This is a genomic window from Novosphingobium sp. FG90 (assembly GCF_057808725.1).
In genome coordinates, this window is the sequence record NZ_JBMDIO010000037.1 from 1 (window position 1) to 15,781 (window position 15,781).

Below are 15,781 nucleotides of genomic sequence, written 5' to 3' on the forward strand. Positions count from 1 at the left end.
ATCGGACGCAATCTACCCGTCGCCGAAACGAACATCGCATTGTTCACGGCCGACTATCGACAGGTTGGTGACACCCGCGGCGGGTGGCCTGGGACCTTCCAGGATTGGGGAGCGGCGCTCGATCACTTGAGGGTGCTGGCACGAACCCAGCCTCTGGACCTGAAGCATGTGGTGACGGTGGGACATTCGGCCGGCGCCCACGCTGCCCTGTGGCTGGCGGCCCGTCCCAGATTGCCTGCCGACAGCGAGGTCCGCGGCGCTGATCCACTGAAGGTTTCCGCCGCGGTCGCCATCGACGGCCCAGGCGACCTGCGAACCCTGTACGGGTTCGACAAGGATATTTGCGGCCGCCCGATCTTCGTCAACCTGTTCGGGGGCGCTCCTGACGCACAGGCGGGCCGCTACCGTCAGGCAAATCCGATCGAATGGCTGCCTCTGGCCGTGCCTCAATTCATGGTCGCTTCCGTCGTGCTGGAGCCTTCAGCCGCGCAAGCCTATGCAGCAGCCGCACAGTCGGCCGGCGATAAGGCGACGGTGATCACCCTGGAGAATGCGGGCCACTTCAACATGCTTTCGCCTGCGGACCCCACCTGGGCGCCGGTAGAGGCCGCGATCCTCGCGGCGGCGAAAGCAGAGCAATAGTCGAGGCAGCCTCCGGTTTATCCCCATCTCGGTGATCTCTATCTGATGAAGCCCTGCAGAGGTCCGCTTCGAACACCTCCCCCTGGGTTGCGCCAAGGTCGCGTCGGCCGGGGCGAGAGGGTTGCACTTGGGGTGCCCCTGACGATCTCGTTCCATTGAGGCGTCAGTCAGGCTTGAGAGGCTGAAGGTCCGGCGCGGAAATCTTCGTGAAGCGCCACCAGGCCAGGCCTCCGTAGACCAGAATGAGGATGGCGAGGTTGAGCACCTCCCGCGTCTGCTCGGCAAGGCTCGCGCCCATCTGATTGAGCCCGACCATGAGATGAATGCCCGCGGTGGTTGGCAGGAGGCGCGCGAGGAGCGCCAGCCAGGCCGGCGTCGCCTCCGCCGGCCAGGAGAGACCCGCGAGGAAGAAGATGGCGAGCGACGTGCCCATCCACAGTTGCAGGGGTCGTTCCCGTGTCCGGAAGAGGCTGGCCAGCGCAAGCGCCGCCGCCACAGTCGCGCCCACGAACAAACTGCCGCCCACGATCAAGGCGCCAGGAGAGCCGGCGGCGCGGGGATAGTCCTGAAACCAGAACACAAAACCCGCATAATAGGCCACGTCGGCCCAGCCGATCACGAAGAAGGCCAGGGCAATTCCGATAAGGGTGCGCGAGGGCAGACGAAAGCGTCCCAGTGTCTCGCGCAGGGTGGCGGCGAGCATCGTCAGGCCCATCAGCAGGGTCTGGTGAATGATGAGGAAGCCGACCCCGGGGAACACCGTGCTGCCATAGCCTTCGCGCGTGTTGAACAGCGGGCGCTGAACGAGCGACAGGGCAGGGCGGGCGGGTGCGCCCTGCGCCATGGCCTGATCGCTCGCCGCCTCGCCGGCGATCGTGGTGACCGCCAGGCCGATGCCTGACAGCGCCGTGCTGCTGCGCAGCAGATAGGCGCCGTTGCCGTAGAGCGCGACCGTGCCCTGGGCGCCGTTCAGAATATGTCGCTCGAACCCCTCGGGGATGATGACCACGGCCCCTGCGCCGGTCGTCTCGAGCCAGAGCCGGGCGGCTCCTGGAGAGGCCGGGCGCGCGGCAAGATCGGCCTGCTGGAGCGCTGCGATCCGGCGCACGAGACTGCGGCTTGCGCCGCTGTCGTCGAGATCGACGACGGCCACCGGAATGCGGACCGCGACCTCCCCGGAATAGGCTGAAGGGTAGAAGAAGGAATAGAGGATCGTCGACACGACGATCAGCATGAAGGCGGAGCGGTCGGAGAGAACGGCGCGGAAGGTAGCGAGGAAGGCGCGGCCGATCATCGTCGTCCCCAGACCTCCGGGCTCATCCGCGCCGAGACATAGCGCGGCAGCCCGGCGCCCGAGCCGACGACGAGAAAGGCAAACAGCGCCAGGATCGATCCAAGAGATGCGAGCACGGGTGCGCCGATCATCCATTGCTCCGCGACCAGCCGCGCGAAGCGGGTAAAAGGCAGCAGCGCGCTCCATAGCCGGGCGAAGGCGGAGGCCGACTCGATCGGGAAGATCGCCCCGGCGAAGGCGAAGGAAGCGCCCGCATAGAGGGCGGTCATCGACAGCGCCTGCCCCATGGAAAGGGTGGCCCCGACGATGAACAAGGCCATGCCCGCATAGGCGAGATAGAGGGCGAGATAGCCGCCCATCAGCATCGCCACGCTCCCTTGCACGGGCCAGCCCCGGTAGACCGCGAGATAGCCGGTCGCAAGCGCCCCCCAGAGCAGGAAGATGAGGATATAGGGCGCGATCTTGCCGGCGACGGCGGCGACCGCCTCGCCTCGAGGCCCTGCAAGCCATGCTCCGATGGTCCCGTCCCGCAGCTCGCGACCGAGCGCGCTCACGACCGCGATCATGAACAGCAGGTGCAGGAGTGCGGGGTGGATCAGGGCGACGAGTTGCAGCTCGTAACTGGCCTGCGGGTTGTAGAGGATCCGGCTCTGCACGCTCACCGGCTGCGGCCGCACACGCGCGGGACCGGCGATCGCGGCGCTTTGCTCCCCGGCCAAGGCCTTTGCGTGGGCCTGGACCACGGTGCCGACTTCACGCAACACCGAACCCGAGGGCGTGGAATAGCTCGCATTGTAGAAGAGGAGGATCTTGCCGGTCTCGCCGCGCAGCACGGTGCGCTCGAGATCACGCGGGATCAGGACCACGGCATAGGCGGCGTTGGAGCGGACCAGATGCTCGGCCTGTGCCATGTCCGGTGGCCGCGCCGCGACCTTGAGCCCGGGTGACGCCTCCAGCTTGCGGGTGAGGTCGCGCGCGACGCCGCCGCCGTCCTCGTCGACCACGACGATCGGCAGGTTCCGCATGACGCCTGCCGACAACTGGACCGCGACGATCGCCAGCAGCAGCAGAGGCAGCCAGGTGACCAGCGCCAGATCCCAGACGCTGCCGCGCAGGAAGGCGGTTTCGCGCCGGGCGCTATCGACGAAGGCCCGGATCATTGCGGCCAGTCGAACAGGACCGTCATGCCGGGGCGCAGCCCATCGACCCGCGACACGGGCGACAGGCGCACGTCAAAGCTCTTCACGTCAAAGCCGCTCGACTGGCGGGTCGCGCGCCATGTCGCGAAATCGCCGGCGGGCGCGATGTAGAAGACCCGAAACTGGGCGCAACGATCGCCGAGCGCAGGTATGCGGCCGGTCAGGACCCGTCCCCGGCGGATCGCACTGAACTGATCTTCTCTCAGGGTGAGCGTCACCCAGGGATGATCGATGTCGGTCAGGACGAAGACGGGAAATCCCTGCGGCACGAGTTCGCCCGACTGCGCCAGCCTGCGTCCGATCTCACCGTCCGACGGCGCGAACACCCGGGTTTCCTTCTCGGCCGCCTCGACTTCGGCCAGGGCGCCGCGCGCCTGGCGCACCTGTCCGCTCGCGGCCTGCCGATCCTGTCGCCGCGCCCCGGCCAGCGCCAGATCATATTGCGCGCGCGCCGCTCGGGCCGCTTCATTGGAGGCCAGGGCGTTTGCGCGGCTCTCGTCGCGTTTCTGCCCCGCCAGCACACCCTGTTCAAAGAGGCGCTCGGTGCGCTGATAGGTGGTCTGGGCGAGGTCCGCCGCCGCCTGCGCGCGTCGCCACTGGGCCTCGGCAGCCCGGATATCCTCCGGCCGTGCGCCTTCATCGGCCTTGTCCGCATTCGCCTGCGCGGCGGCGAGCGCGCCGCCGGCCTGTTCGGAGCGGGCTTCGACCTCGGGACTGTCGAGCGTATAGAGCAGCTGTCCCGTCTTCACCGGCTGGCCTTCCTCGACATGAAAGGCCGTGATCCGAGCCGAGACCTTGCTCGTGATCCGCAGTTCGCGGGCCTCGACCATGCCCTGGAGCTGATCGGGAACCGGGCGATAGGCCAGCCAGAGACCGAGGCCGAGAATGACCACGACGAGGAAAGCAATGAGCGGCAGCAACTTGCGCTTCCGCCCGGTCGGAACCGGCGGAGCCGTCTCGTCCGGGGTGACCAGGGTTTCCGATGTGGCGGTCATGGCGTGACCCTTTCACCCTGGTCGATATAGTCCGGCAATGTGGCGATCTGACCGCTGACGTGGAGAAGCTGGGCGAGCGCGACAACGAAATCATATCCGGCCTGGGCGCGCTGGATCCGGGAGCGGGCAAGACCGAGCTGCGCATCGATCACGTCGAGCGAGGTTGTCTGCTGCTCCTGATAGCCGAGGGTCTGGACCCGCAGATTCTCCTGCGCCGCAGTGATGGCCGTGTCGGTCAGCTCAAACCGCCGTCGCGCGGCTTCCGCATCGTTCCAGGACCGCGTGACGCCGATTTCGATCTGGGTGCGGGCTTCGCGCAGGCCCGCATTGGCTTGCGTCACCGTTTCCCGCGCGGCCTGCACCGCTTGCGAGCGGCCCACACCGGAGAAGAGCGTGTAGCGCAGCCCGACGCCCACCGACCAGTCGGGATCGGTCAACAGCGTGTCGCGCCGATCGAAATTATACTGGGCGAAGCCATAGATCGTAGGCCGGAGCTTGGCGCGCTGAAGGGCCACCCCCGCTTCAGCCTGGTCTTCCAGCGCGCCGAGCCGATCCAGTTGGGGATGGGCGCGCAGGGCCGCGTCCACATAGGTGTCGAGCGAACGGAGCGGCTGACGGATCACGAAGATCGGGGAGACGGGATCGACGCCGGACGGCGCCCGCAGCGCGCCGGCAAGCGCTACCTGCGCACTCGCGAGATCGGCCTGCGCCTTTTCCAGTTCGCGCGCGGCGTCGTCGCGCGCTACCTGCGCCTGGAGGCGTTGGGCCCGGCTTATGAACCCTTCCTGTTCGAGCTTGAGGGCGTCCGCGACATGCCGCTCTAATCCCGCAAGCGCATCACGGCGAACATCGCGCACGCGCTCGAGCAACTGCTGGCCGAAATAGAGCTGGGTCATCTGCAACAGACCGTTGTCGATGACGATCTGGCGTTCGGCGCGCGACTGTCCCAGTTGCGCCGCGGCGCCCGCCTGGGCGGCGGGAATCTGGCCGCCGGAATAGAGCGGCAGCGTCGCCGTCACGATCGGCCGGGTGCTGGTGCGCTCGATCTCGAAGCGCAGGGGGTCAGAGATGGAATAATCCTGGGCCACGTCCGCCAGCGGGCCGAGCGGCAGATAGAGGGTTTTCTGATAGCGGATCATCTGTCCTTCGAACTCGACGGTCGGACGCCGCAACGTGCTCGTGGAGCCTTTCTGGGCCTCCTTGCTGCGCACATCGGCGTCGGCGCCCTGGATCGCGTCCGACCGCTCGAGCAGCCTCGCCTGGGCGCTTCGATAATCGAGATCAAGCCTGTCGATCGTTTGCGCCTGCGCGCCCTGACAGACCGCAGTCGCCAGCGCGGCAACCAGCATCGAACATCGCAAGGTCATGAAGAACGTCTCCTGCTCCCGCACGGTAACGTTGACATCCAACCGACTCAATACATATTTGTATCGAAATGCTCCCGCCCGTGATCCCGTGAGCCGCCGCCCGGCACGAACGCGCCCGACCCGGGCGCAGACCCGGGAGCGCATCCTGGATGGCGCTCTCGAGGCCTTCGCCGAACGTGGCTTCCATGGCTCCACCCAGGAAGATATTTGCGAGCGCGTCGGTCTGAGCCGGGGGGCCTATAATTCCAGCTTCCGATCCAAGGACGAATTGTTCTTCGCCCTCTATGACCGGGTGATCGAGCGCTTGCAGTCGAGGCTGGAGGAGGCGACCGCTTGCGCCCTGTCCATGCCCGGCTCGACGGCCGACAATTTCCTCAAGGCCTTTATCGCCAGCTATCCGTTCGATCGGGACTGGTATCTGCTCCAGGCCGAGTTCGGCCTCTATGCCTTGCGCCATCCTGCCATGGCGAGCCACTATGCCGAACGGCAAGGACGGATCCTCGCCATCATCGAGGGCGCGCTCGCCGACATCCTTCGCGAGGACTCCCGCATCGTTGCCCGGGGCCTCCCGCGCATCGCGCGACTGATCCTGGCTGTCCACGAGGGAAGCATGTTCCAGGGCCTGCTCGAACCGCACGAGGTCGCAAGCGGAGAGCTTCTGGACTTTCTCGTGGATCTCATGCTGGCGAGGGCGGCAACGAGAGTCGACTAAGAATGGATTGCTGATCTTGCCTTGCGGGAGGCCGCGCAACAGCATGCCTGCCTCTATTTGTGACGTGGGAGATCGTTTAGTGAAGGAGACCGCGCTGTATCGCCGTGGCGACGGCCTGGGTGCGCCTGTTGACAGCGAGACACTTGAAGATCGCGCGAAAATGCCATTTTACGCCATCTTCGCCGATACCCAATATGTTGGCGATCTCCGCGCTCGTAAGACCATCCCGCGCCAGGCCGAGGATATGGAGTTGGCGGCGAGACAGGTCGGATCCTTCGGTATGTTGTGAACTCGGCAAGTGATGTTGTGCTGCGGACCGATCAAACCTCGCCTTTACGGCCCATCCCGCGTGAATATGCTCCAGGATATTCCGGAACTCCCGCGCTGTTTCCTTCAGTCCTGTGCTGTCGCGAATTTCCGAGGCCTCTTCCGCTGACCGTATGGAAAGTTGCAGCGCCTCTTTACGTAGATGCAGCACCGAACGCAGCATGAGGGTTTTGAGTATGATATGTTGCCATCCTGCCCTGCGGATGCGGGCCAGGATACGGTCCGTCAATTGGCGCGCGAGGTGATCCTTCCCGTCGGCAAGCGCCCGCGTCGCAGACAGAAGCATGCACTCGACGTCCGCAATGGCGAGGTGAGCCGAAGTGATGGCGTCGTTCCTGGGAATATTGGGGATGGTGACCGATCGACCCGACGCGATTTCATGTTCCGCAGTCAGGATATCGGCCATGAGTTGCAGTCGCGGCATGTGGTCGCGTACGGCTTTCACGTTCAGTTCGGTCAGGATTTTTTCGCAGAGGTCCGCATCTCCGGCCAGACGAGCGGCCCGTAATATGGCCCGTGCCGTATGAATGCGGACGTCGACGATCTGGTCGCAGAAAAGCAACGGCCATTCCAGTTCTGCCAGAGGCACGCCGCTTTCGGCCAGCACAGCGAGGCGCAATGTTTTCAGCGTCTGCTCGGCGACCGGGGAGACCATATCCGTCAGATGCGCGTCGATCCTATTTCGTGCGGGAATGATCTGCCCCTGCGTCAGCAGGAGCAGCACTTCGGCAATCTTTGCCCAGTCGCGGGAAAAGCCCTGATCGGCCAGGGCACAGGCTTGATCCAGTAGGGGACGTAGTGCCGCGAACTCGGCCGCGTTCGACTGGCTCGCCACGATGCTCGCGAGGCAGGCCAGGGCGGAGGCCTTCATCATCGGATTTTCCCGGGCGTGCAGCTCGAGCCATTGCCGGCAGAGCATTTCCGCCCGGACGACATCGTCCCTCAGCGCCGCTGTCGTCGCACCGAGCAGCGTCAGCAATTCCTCATGCGCATCCGTGCGTGACAGCAACTTCAAAAGGTGCGTCGCCCCTGCATGCTGCTGCTGGAAGGAAAGGGCCCATATCTTTCCCAGGCCAGCCATGGGATTGGTCAGCAACGCTGTGTCGGGCACGCCCTCGAGCCAATGGGCCAACTCATCGATACGGCCTTGTCGCAGGGCGACATCCATGACGATCTCACCGCCCAGCCCCCGCGCCCAGGCCGGATCGCCGGCCCGCAGCGAAAGCGCTATCGTTTGCGCTGGCCGGCCGGCGCGCCAGTGATGAAAAGCCGCACGTTTTAGAAGATGGCTTGGAGAGGAACGAAGCTGCGACTGTCCGCTCAAGGCAAGATGGTGTCGCAGCGCCGGATTGAGCGCAAACATTCCGTCACTGTCCGGCCTCAATAGGAGGCATTCGCGTTGCGCACGTGCGATCCATTGCGCGCCGTCGTGGACGCGCAGGGCAAAATCGTGGCTTTCGGCATCGAGGGGAGCGATTAATGCCGCCTTTTTCAGCCATGTGCGCAGAGCGGGCGATAAGGGCGCCAACACCATCTGATCGAGATAACAGATGATCTCGGGCCATAAATGCAGTGGCTGCATCCGGTAGGATACACGGCCCGCGATGCGGCACAATGCGGGCCAACCCTGTGTGTCCGATATGATCCGGTCGAGGGCTGAAGGGACCCGGATCAATTCCTTCAGATCCTGGGCGCGGCAGGCCAGGGCATCGGGGCCGACTTCCTGCCAGTCAGCGTTGAGGACGCCAAATCCCCAGGGGGCGGAGGTTGCAAGGACCGCTCGCCAATCATCGGGAAGAGCATCCATCATGTCTCTTGTCAGCGTTTCGAGATGCGGCGCTTCCTGAACATCATCGAGGCAAATAATCCCGGGCCTGTCCTGATGCCATATCCATTGGAGAATGGACTCGATGTCCGCGGCGGTTCCGGCCTGAAAGGCGAGGCGACGCAGGGTGCCCTTCTTTGTGTCGTCGCTTGCAAGACTTGCCCAAAGCGCCGGGCGACCAGTGTCCGCCGCCTCCTTCCAACCGGCCGCGAGCGTCGCCGATTTGCCGTAGCCGCAAGGTGCGCGCAGCAGGCTGACGCGCGCGGTCAATTCCACACGGCGAAGTGCCGTTTCCGCCAGTCGCGAAAGCAGCGTTGGAGTCCATTCGGTTCCCAGGCATGTCGGGTCGATACTACATGTTCGTGTAGTTCCTTATTGCTTTTGCGCTCGTAAGACTCGCGCGAAGGTCATGTTTTCGACGAGAATGAAATGATTGAAGAGAGCCATTCGATTTCGCAGGAACCCTGTGATGGCCGCCCGGTGGAAATGCTCTTCACCGCGCAAAAGGCAATGTCGGACGAGCGCCGGATGCGCTTTGGCCTTGCTGAAAGACGCGCTGCGCTGGCGCGCCTCGCGGCTGCCATACGAAAGTTCGAAGGGGAGATCGTCCAGGCCATGGCGACCGACTTCGGCAAGCCGGAGGCCGAAGTGTTTCTGACGGAAATTCTTCCGGTCATGCAGGAAATCCGCCACAGCCGTCGTAATCTGCGCCGATGGATGCGGCCAGTCCATGTCGGACCGACATTGATCGGTTTCGGCACGGCCGGACGGATCGTGCCGCAGCCACGCGGCGTGTGCCTTATCATCGCGCCCTGGAATTACCCATTCAATCTCTGCCTGGGGCCGCTTGTGTCCTGCCTTGCTGCCGGCAACAGCGCTATCCTGAAGCCTTCGGAGATGACACCTGCTACCTCGGGCGTCATCGCGCGGCTGATCGCCGACACATTTCCGCCAGACTTGGTTACCGTCGCCCTCGGCGGGAAGGAGATGTCTCAGGCCCTGCTCGCGCTGCCCTTCGATCATATCTTCTTCACCGGCAGCCCCGAGGTCGGGAAAGTCGTAATGCAGGCAGCCTCCCGCCACCTGACCTCCGTTACGCTGGAACTGGGTGGCAAGTCGCCCACGATCGTGGGACCGGATGCCGACATAGAGACGGCCGCCAGTTGGATCGCCTTCGGCAAATTCTCCAATGCCGGTCAAACCTGCATCGCGCCCGATCATGTGTTCGTCCACGCTTCGATCCGCGACCGGTTCGTGGAAGCGCTGCGCCGCCGGATCGCCGCCGCTTATGGTTCGGGCATGACGAGCCCCTATCTCGCAAGGATCGTCAATGATCGCCATGCGGACAGACTGGGGGGCCTGATTGCGGATGCCCTGGCCACGGGCGGGCGGATCATTGTCGGCGGCGAAAGGCAGGGAAGGGCGCTGGCGCCCACAGTGCTGGAGGCGATCGCTCCCGAGGCGGCGATCGACCATGAGGAGATATTCGGTCCCGTCCTGCCGGTCCTGACCTATGATGACATTGAAACCGTGATCGGTCGGATCAACGCAAGACCCAAGCCGCTGGCGCTTTATGTGTTCGATCGTGACCGGGCGAGAGTGGATCATATCCTGGCGGCCACGACTTCCGGCAGTGCAGGCGTCAACCTTACCATCGTCCAATACGTCCACGATCATCTGCCGTTCGGCGGTGTGAACAATTCCGGGATCGGGGCGGCACATGGCCATCACGGGTTCCGGACTTTCAGTCATGAGCGCGCCGTTCTCCAGAACCGCTTCTCCGCTCTGCCTCTCGTCTTTCCTCCCTATTCGGGCCGGGCAGCGCGTCTGATCCGACTTGCCAAACGCTTTCTGGGGTAAATCCATGTACGATTATATCACGATAACCGATAGCCTAACTATCTAAATTAACGTGGCTTTTCCTGCCTTCTGGCGGTCGCCAGCATCTCACGGCGAAGTATGGCGTTCATGCGGGCTTGGTAGCCCTTACCCTGCGATTTGAGCCAGGCGAGCACATCAGCATCAAGGCGTGCCGTCACCTGCTGCTTGATGGGCTTATAGAAGCGCCCACGCTGCCCGTTCCGCCAGAAATCCTCTGTCAGCGCCGGAGAGTCGCTATAGTCGATCCCGCTATCCGGCATCGCCTGCAGGGCATCCAGTTCGGCCTGTTGCGCTTCGGTCAACGGCGGCAGATTGTCCGGATCGAGTTGGAAACGGACGGTATCAGCGTCTTTCTTCTTCATAACGTCGCCTTTCCGTTCGATCGGCCTTTCGAGCCGAAATGATATGAATGATCTCCACATACTCGCCGTCATCGTCTTGCTCGACGACAGTGTGGGCCACGAGGAGGAGCAGATGCCCTTCCACGAGGCCCAAGGTTTGCCATCGTCGCTCGCCACCTTCGATCCGATCCTGATCGCTCAGCGCGAAAGGATCTGTGAACGCACGAGTAGCGATCGCAAAGCTGACGCCGTGCTTCTTCAGATTGCTCTCGGCTTTGGCCGGGTGCCAGGAGAAGCGCATGGATGGCATTACGGAAATATAATTATGTTTTTGTCGTTACGCAAGGCGCGGCGGTTTGAGCCATCCGGCCCGCGCGAGCGTATCTGCGAGGGTCGATCGGGGCACGTTGAACGTGCGGCTGATCGACGACTTGCTAGCGCCACCGGCAAGGGCGGCGGTGATCTGATCGAGCTTTTCCGCATCGATCGTTCGCGGGCGGCCACCGTAGCGCCCGCGCCGTCTGGCGGCCGCAAGGCCTGCCATGATGCGCTCGCGCGTCAATGCCCGTTCATACTGGGCCAGCGCGCCGAACAGCGAAAACAGCAGCTCGCCATGCGGCGTTCCCGTGTCCATCTGCTCGGTCAATGACCGGAATGACACGTCACGCTCCCTGAGATCGGTCAGGATCGACAGCAAATGCGGCAGGGAGCGGCCGAGCCGATCCAGTTTCCACACGACCAGCGTATCGCCGGCTGCGAGATATTCGAGGCAGGCCCGCAGGCTCGCCCGGTCCTCGCGAGCGCCGGATGCCTTGTCGGAATAGAGATGCCGGCTATCGACGCCGGCTGCGATCAGCGCATCGCGCTGAAGATCGACCGATTGCCGGTCATCTGTGGAAGAGACGCGCATGTAGCCTATAAGCATGTCGGAAAACCCCTGATAGCTTGTTGTGGGACAGTCCTCCTTTCCGGCAGAGTTTATCGGACGCTACGGATTTTGGGCGTGCGTAGATTGCTGGAATTTCCGGGGGGATGCCTGCTAGCGGCGGAATGTGTCGTCGGGCGCATCAGGCGGGGCGCTTATCGTGTGATTTCCATTAGGTTAATCTGTTCGTGCAGCCGCTGCCGCAGCGGACCGTCTTCTGGCCGCGACGATCAATAACGGATTATCCGCCTGCTTACGCTGACCAAGTCGCATGCCCGTCGCCGAATTGATCCCGTGGCGGCTGCACACATCGCTGTCGCCATGCCCGCTTCCTGCTCCGCGCCTCTTCAATTTATCGTAGAAGCTTTTGATGTGTCTTATTAAAATCCTTGGCTTGCCGCTCTCGGTCAGACGATGATTGGACGGATTTCAGTTCACTTTCGTCCATATCTGCGATTTGCACATGATCCGCCCTGTCAGGCACCCCTTTCCCTCCATCCGCCGATCGTCGAGCGTGGTGATTGTTCCAGAGAAGGTTTGGCCGATGTCGGGTACAAAAACACTGCCGCGCCACACGCCCTTCTTTTCAGGAACAAAATCGCGAAACAGGATCAGACCTACCAGATCGTTTGTCCCGCCGCGCCGCGCATCCGCCTTGGCTTTGTCACTTGCCCAGACCACGACCCCGCACATTCTGCTTCCGCACGGCTGGGCTCGCACATGTACGCTGTCCTGCGGATTCTTCCACACTCCGAAAGAAGCGCGCTGTGCCTCGACGGACGCAGATGCTGCAAGTAGCAGCATGGCTGCCAATACGAAACTGAACCTCATCGCCATTCTTCCTCAAGGCCGGATCATCATTTGCGCGACATTTTCCGCGATCGCCATGGTAGGCGCGTTAGTGTTGCCCGACACGATCGACGGCATGATCGATGCATCGACCACGCGCAAACCGTCAATGCCACGTACACGGGCTGCCGGATCGACCACGGATGCCGAGTCACTGCCCATGCGGCATGTTCCTACCGGATGATAGATTGTTTCAGCGCGCGCGCGGATGTCGTCGATCAGAGCCTCGTCGGTCTGGACCGCGGGTCCCGGTCGCACCTCCTCGCGCAAGTGACGGGCGAGCGCCGGCGCATGAAGGAGCTTGCGGGCTAGCTTCGCGCCATTCAGCAAGACGCCCACATCATCGGGATGACTGAGATAATTGCCCTCTATGCGCGGATGAGCCGTGGGATCGGCGATCTTGAGCCCGATCCTGCCGCGGCTCTTCGGTAGAAGGTCGCAGACATGCACGGTCATTCCGTAGCCGAAGGCTGTCTTGCGGCCATGGTCACGCAGGATCGCCGGCAGGAAATGGAATTGAAGATTGGGCCGCTCCCGGCCGGCGTCGGATTTGAGGAAAGCGCCGCCCTCCGAGGCATTTGACGTCAATTCGCCTTCATGATGAAGGAAATAGCTCCATGCGCCGCGTATCGCACGAGGCAGGAAACTGGGCGCCACCCCAAATCCTTCGCGATCGGCCGTGGTTGCCACAGCCGTATAGTCGAGGTGATCGGCGAGATTGGCTCCGACTTCGGGCGCATCCAGAACGATCTCTATGCCATGCTGCCTGAGTTCGCTCGCCGAGCCGACGCCCGACAGCATCAGAATCTGCGGCGAATTGACCGCGCCAGCCGAAAGGATCACCTCTCCACCGGGGCGCAGCAGCAGGTCCCGGCCGCCGACGCGGACCCCGATGGCGCGACGGTCCTTGAACAGTATCCGTTCGACGAGGCCGTTCGTTTCGATGGCGAGATTCTTGCGCGAGCGAGCCGGATCGAGAAACGCTCGCGCCGTGCTGAACCGTTGCCCGTCTTTCTGGGTCACCTGATAGACACCAAAGCCTTCCTGGCTCACGCCATTGAAGTCGGGATTTCGCGGGTAGTGCAGTTCCACCCCAGCTTCGACGAAGTCTTCCGTAAGTGGGTTCACTCGCCCAAGATTGGAGACGCAAAGTGGCCCGGCATTGCCATGATGCTCGTCGTGGATAGCCTGATTGTTTTCGAGCGCGATAAAAAGCTCGCGCATGCGCGGCCAGTCCCAGTCAGCTCCGGCGGCCGCCCCCCAGCCCTCATAGTCCGCCCGATCGCCGCGAATGTAGACCATTGCATTGATCGAGCTGCTGCCACCCAGCGTCTTGCCGCGCGGCCAATAGAGCCGCCGGTTGTTAAGGTGAGGCTCGACTTCGGTCTCACAGTTCCAGTTCACCCATCCCGTGCGGGCAATGACGCCGACGCCAAGCGGCATGTGAATGAAGGGATTGCGATCGCGCGGCCCCGCCTCGATGAGGCAGACAGCTTTATCCGAATCAGCAGAAAGGCGGTTGGCCATGACGCAGCCGGCCGAGCCGCCGCCAATGATGTGGTTTCCGTCAGCGCCGAACCGTAACATCTAGCTACTCCTCTTCTATCCCCATCGCTTTCAAGTCCAATCCCAATTCCTTTAAACTGGGCAGGGGAGGAGGATCGAAGGCTACCAGTGCATCGATAAAGTCATGAAAGCTGTCGTATACGGGGGTTATCGCCCTAGAAGGCAGAGCTTCATCGTGCAGTCATACGGATATCTTTCCATCAATTCTGTCAATTAACAGCATATTGCCCAGACCGATTTCCGCAAAAACCACAGATGTTTTTGGAATCTGCATGGATAATTGTTCGTTTATGCGAATTATTCCTGAGCTTCCGTCAACAGGGCCATATATAACTGAAACGCCAATTCTTCCTGAATCATCGGAATAGGCGCATTTTTCCGCAGGAAATTCAACATCCTTATTGAAAACTATCGCTGATCCGAATTCAATAAATAAATCACGAAGCTCAGACGGCAGCAATATTCCTAATGAACTCTCTATCTGGTCTAATTCGATCAAAGAATCTCCCGGCATGTGGAGTGATTCTGCATCGAATGATGGATCAAACTGAAAGGTCATATATTTTCTGCCTTACATCATTAGGGCGTCGCTATCGTGTCCGTTCCGCACCGCGCCTCAATCACGCCACCTGATTGGTATAGCCGTTAGCGGAGGGGCACGACAATCAGGTCAATCTTGGCGCGTCGATGCTTTGATTGGTGCTGCGCTCCATCTACGATTGAATATCCGCCATCCGACTAAGCCCGCGACAACGCCCAGCAGGCCGCCCACGAGATAGGCGGTTGGCGCATCATTCGGCACAAAAAAGAAGCCGCCAGCAACATAGCCGCCGATTACGGCGGTGCGTGTCACCGCACCATAGATCGCGGCGACCTTGCCATGATCGGCGGGCGGGCATTCCGACTGGAACAAGGTTCGGACAGCGACGTTGTGGATGCTGTTTGCGCCGCCGCCTAGGATGAAGGCGACGGCAACGATTGCCAGCCCGATCGGCGCAAGGCCGATCCACAGCATGGTCGCGCCCATGACAGCGGCCGTGCCGAACGCCGCCAGTCCGACCCTATGGCCAATAACCCTTTCGGCCAGCCCAGCGCCGATCAACATCCCAACCGCCCATAGTGCCGTCAGCATTCCAAACGCGGTCGGCCCGCTCCCAGCGTCACCATCACGAGAAACACGAAAGCAACGTCGGCTATGGCGGTCGCAAACACTTCGAGGCTGAGCGCACCCGTAACCACCATCAACCGTCGATTGCGGAGCAGCGGCAGGTAGTCCGCGAACAGGGTCTCTTCCTCCTGATCGTCCCGTTGTGGCTTGCGGCGAAGCCTGCTCGCCATCACGACGAGGGCCAAAAGGGCATAACTGGCGGCATCGGCTAAAAGCGCATTGCGCGATCCGATCCATCCCACCAGTACGCCCCCAGCGACTGGACCAGCGAGCATTCCAAGGCTGCGAACCATTTCCATAAGGGAATTGGCGAGTGCGAGGTCATTCCAAGCCGCTCGCCAGCACTGGAATCAACGCGAATGTTGCGGCGCTGCTGATCGTGAACAGCACGCTCAACAGCGCGGCCCCGGCGAGCGTGAACATGGGATAATAGGCGATAAATGCTATCACGCCCGCTTGCAGAACTGACACCATGACCAGAATGCGGGCCGCCTCCCGGCGGTCGATCAAGCGGCCCGCCCAGGGTGCGGCGATCAGACCGGGTAGCAGCTCCGCGGTCAGCAGCGTCGGCACCGCATAGCCGGATGCGTTCTCGGCAGTGCGGAACATCAACGTCAGCAACGTGATTTCATCGCCGGTCGTCGAAATCGTAAGCGCCACAAGGACCAACCATCCCCAGCCTTGCCGAAA

Annotated in this window: 17 protein-coding genes; 3 read left to right on the forward strand and 14 right to left on the reverse strand. The window is 62.4% G+C overall.

What is annotated here, in order from left to right:
- Positions 1-642: alpha/beta hydrolase family protein (locus ACODRZ_RS22310; RefSeq protein WP_488986238.1), on the forward strand; the 642-nt coding region annotated here is incomplete at its 5' end.
- Between the two features lie 163 nt (positions 643-805).
- Here ACODRZ_RS22310 and ACODRZ_RS22315 read toward each other — a convergent pair.
- The 4 genes from ACODRZ_RS22315 to ACODRZ_RS22330 are packed head-to-tail and all read right to left on the reverse strand — an operon-like array spanning position 806 to position 5,497.
- Positions 806-1,936 carry an ABC transporter permease gene (locus ACODRZ_RS22315; RefSeq protein ID WP_004206985.1) on the reverse strand — a complete coding sequence of 377 codons (1,131 nt, stop codon included), beginning with the start codon at positions 1,934-1,936 and terminating at the stop codon, positions 806-808.
- Entirely contained in the window at positions 1,933-3,096 is a 1,164-nt protein-coding gene (locus tag ACODRZ_RS22320; protein WP_004206986.1) for an ABC transporter permease, read from the reverse strand. Before ACODRZ_RS22320 ends, ACODRZ_RS22315 begins: the two co-directional genes overlap by 4 nt.
- Positions 3,093-4,130 (reverse strand): HlyD family secretion protein, encoded by a 1,038-nt coding sequence (locus ACODRZ_RS22325; RefSeq protein WP_004206989.1) that lies wholly within the window; start codon positions 4,128-4,130, stop codon positions 3,093-3,095. Before ACODRZ_RS22325 ends, ACODRZ_RS22320 begins: the two co-directional genes overlap by 4 nt.
- On the reverse strand, positions 4,127-5,497 hold the full coding sequence (locus ACODRZ_RS22330) for a TolC family protein (RefSeq protein WP_025290596.1): 1,371 nt from the start codon (positions 5,495-5,497) through the stop codon (positions 4,127-4,129). The genes ACODRZ_RS22325 and ACODRZ_RS22330 overlap by 4 nt, the downstream gene beginning before the upstream one ends.
- An 88-nt stretch (positions 5,498-5,585) precedes the next feature.
- Here ACODRZ_RS22330 and ACODRZ_RS22335 point away from each other — a divergent pair, with 88 nt between their 5' ends.
- Positions 5,586-6,209, forward strand: a complete 624-nt coding sequence (locus tag ACODRZ_RS22335; protein WP_025290597.1) for a TetR/AcrR family transcriptional regulator — start codon at positions 5,586-5,588, stop codon at positions 6,207-6,209.
- A gap of 76 nt (positions 6,210-6,285) precedes the next feature.
- Here the strand turns inward: ACODRZ_RS22335 and ACODRZ_RS22340 are convergent, their stop codons facing one another.
- Complete coding sequence (locus ACODRZ_RS22340) at positions 6,286-8,637, reverse strand: helix-turn-helix transcriptional regulator (protein WP_103096773.1); 2,352 nt, start codon at positions 8,635-8,637, stop codon at positions 6,286-6,288.
- A 210-nt stretch (positions 8,638-8,847) separates the two neighbouring features.
- Here ACODRZ_RS22340 and ACODRZ_RS22345 point away from each other — a divergent pair, with 210 nt between their 5' ends.
- The gene (locus tag ACODRZ_RS22345) at positions 8,848-10,221 is read left to right on the forward strand and encodes an aldehyde dehydrogenase family protein (protein WP_277788685.1); all 1,374 of its coding nucleotides are present in this window, start codon (positions 8,848-8,850) and stop codon (positions 10,219-10,221) included.
- A 47-nt stretch (positions 10,222-10,268) separates the two neighbouring features.
- On the opposite strand, the gene ACODRZ_RS22350 is transcribed toward ACODRZ_RS22345, so the two are convergent.
- From ACODRZ_RS22350 to ACODRZ_RS22390, 9 genes are all read right to left on the reverse strand, one after another.
- The gene (locus ACODRZ_RS22350) at positions 10,269-10,604 is read right to left on the reverse strand and encodes a BrnA antitoxin family protein (protein WP_004206995.1); all 336 of its coding nucleotides are present in this window, start codon (positions 10,602-10,604) and stop codon (positions 10,269-10,271) included.
- Complete coding sequence (locus ACODRZ_RS22355; protein WP_228221671.1) at positions 10,585-10,884, reverse strand: BrnT family toxin; 300 nt, start codon at positions 10,882-10,884, stop codon at positions 10,585-10,587. The genes ACODRZ_RS22350 and ACODRZ_RS22355 overlap by 20 nt, the downstream gene beginning before the upstream one ends.
- 36 nt (positions 10,885-10,920) lie before the next feature.
- The gene (locus tag ACODRZ_RS22360) at positions 10,921-11,508 is read right to left on the reverse strand and encodes a recombinase family protein (protein WP_025290601.1); all 588 of its coding nucleotides are present in this window, start codon (positions 11,506-11,508) and stop codon (positions 10,921-10,923) included.
- 429 nt (positions 11,509-11,937) lie between these two features.
- Positions 11,938-12,339, reverse strand: coding sequence for a DUF2147 domain-containing protein (locus ACODRZ_RS22365; RefSeq protein WP_004207001.1), 402 nt, complete (start codon positions 12,337-12,339; stop codon positions 11,938-11,940).
- A 12-nt stretch (positions 12,340-12,351) separates the two neighbouring features.
- The gene (locus tag ACODRZ_RS22370) at positions 12,352-13,944 is read right to left on the reverse strand and encodes a GMC family oxidoreductase (protein WP_025290602.1); all 1,593 of its coding nucleotides are present in this window, start codon (positions 13,942-13,944) and stop codon (positions 12,352-12,354) included.
- 160 nt (positions 13,945-14,104) lie between these two features.
- Entirely contained in the window at positions 14,105-14,482 is a 378-nt protein-coding gene (locus tag ACODRZ_RS22375) for an SMI1/KNR4 family protein (RefSeq protein WP_146037283.1), read from the reverse strand.
- A gap of 111 nt (positions 14,483-14,593) precedes the next feature.
- A complete protein-coding gene (locus ACODRZ_RS22380; RefSeq protein WP_025290603.1) occupies positions 14,594-15,028 on the reverse strand; it encodes an MFS transporter in 435 nt (144 codons plus the stop codon).
- Between the two features lie 20 nt (positions 15,029-15,048).
- Positions 15,049-15,390, reverse strand: coding sequence for an MFS transporter (locus tag ACODRZ_RS22385; protein WP_037490093.1), 342 nt, complete (start codon positions 15,388-15,390; stop codon positions 15,049-15,051).
- Positions 15,391-15,412: 22 nt separating this feature from the next.
- A complete protein-coding gene (locus ACODRZ_RS22390) occupies positions 15,413-15,751 on the reverse strand; it encodes a hypothetical protein (protein ID WP_017503244.1) in 339 nt (112 codons plus the stop codon).
- Positions 15,752-15,781: the final 30 nt, after the last annotated feature.

Coding starts and splice junctions, on each gene's coding strand:
- ACODRZ_RS22315 (WP_004206985.1), bottom strand. CDS start 1,936: ATGATCGGCCGCGCCTTCCTCGCTACCTTCCGCGCCGTTCTCTCCGAC.
- ACODRZ_RS22320 (WP_004206986.1), bottom strand. CDS start 3,096: ATGATCCGGGCCTTCGTCGATAGCGCCCGGCGCGAAACCGCCTTCCTG.
- ACODRZ_RS22325 (WP_004206989.1), bottom strand. CDS start 4,130: ATGACCGCCACATCGGAAACCCTGGTCACCCCGGACGAGACGGCTCCG.
- ACODRZ_RS22330 (WP_025290596.1), bottom strand. CDS start 5,497: ATGACCTTGCGATGTTCGATGCTGGTTGCCGCGCTGGCGACTGCGGTC.
- ACODRZ_RS22345 (WP_277788685.1), top strand. CDS start 8,848: ATGCTCTTCACCGCGCAAAAGGCAATGTCGGACGAGCGCCGGATGCGC.
- ACODRZ_RS22350 (WP_004206995.1), bottom strand. CDS start 10,604: ATGAAGAAGAAAGACGCTGATACCGTCCGTTTCCAACTCGATCCGGAC.
- ACODRZ_RS22355 (WP_228221671.1), bottom strand. CDS start 10,884: ATGCGCTTCTCCTGGCACCCGGCCAAAGCCGAGAGCAATCTGAAGAAG.
- ACODRZ_RS22360 (WP_025290601.1), bottom strand. CDS start 11,508: ATGCTTATAGGCTACATGCGCGTCTCTTCCACAGATGACCGGCAATCG.
- ACODRZ_RS22365 (WP_004207001.1), bottom strand. CDS start 12,339: ATGAGGTTCAGTTTCGTATTGGCAGCCATGCTGCTACTTGCAGCATCT.
- ACODRZ_RS22370 (WP_025290602.1), bottom strand. CDS start 13,944: ATGTTACGGTTCGGCGCTGACGGAAACCACATCATTGGCGGCGGCTCG.
- ACODRZ_RS22375 (WP_146037283.1), bottom strand. CDS start 14,482: ATGACCTTTCAGTTTGATCCATCATTCGATGCAGAATCACTCCACATG.
- ACODRZ_RS22380 (WP_025290603.1), bottom strand. CDS start 15,028: ATGTTGATCGGCGCTGGGCTGGCCGAAAGGGTTATTGGCCATAGGGTC.
- ACODRZ_RS22385 (WP_037490093.1), bottom strand. CDS start 15,390: ATGGAAATGGTTCGCAGCCTTGGAATGCTCGCTGGTCCAGTCGCTGGG.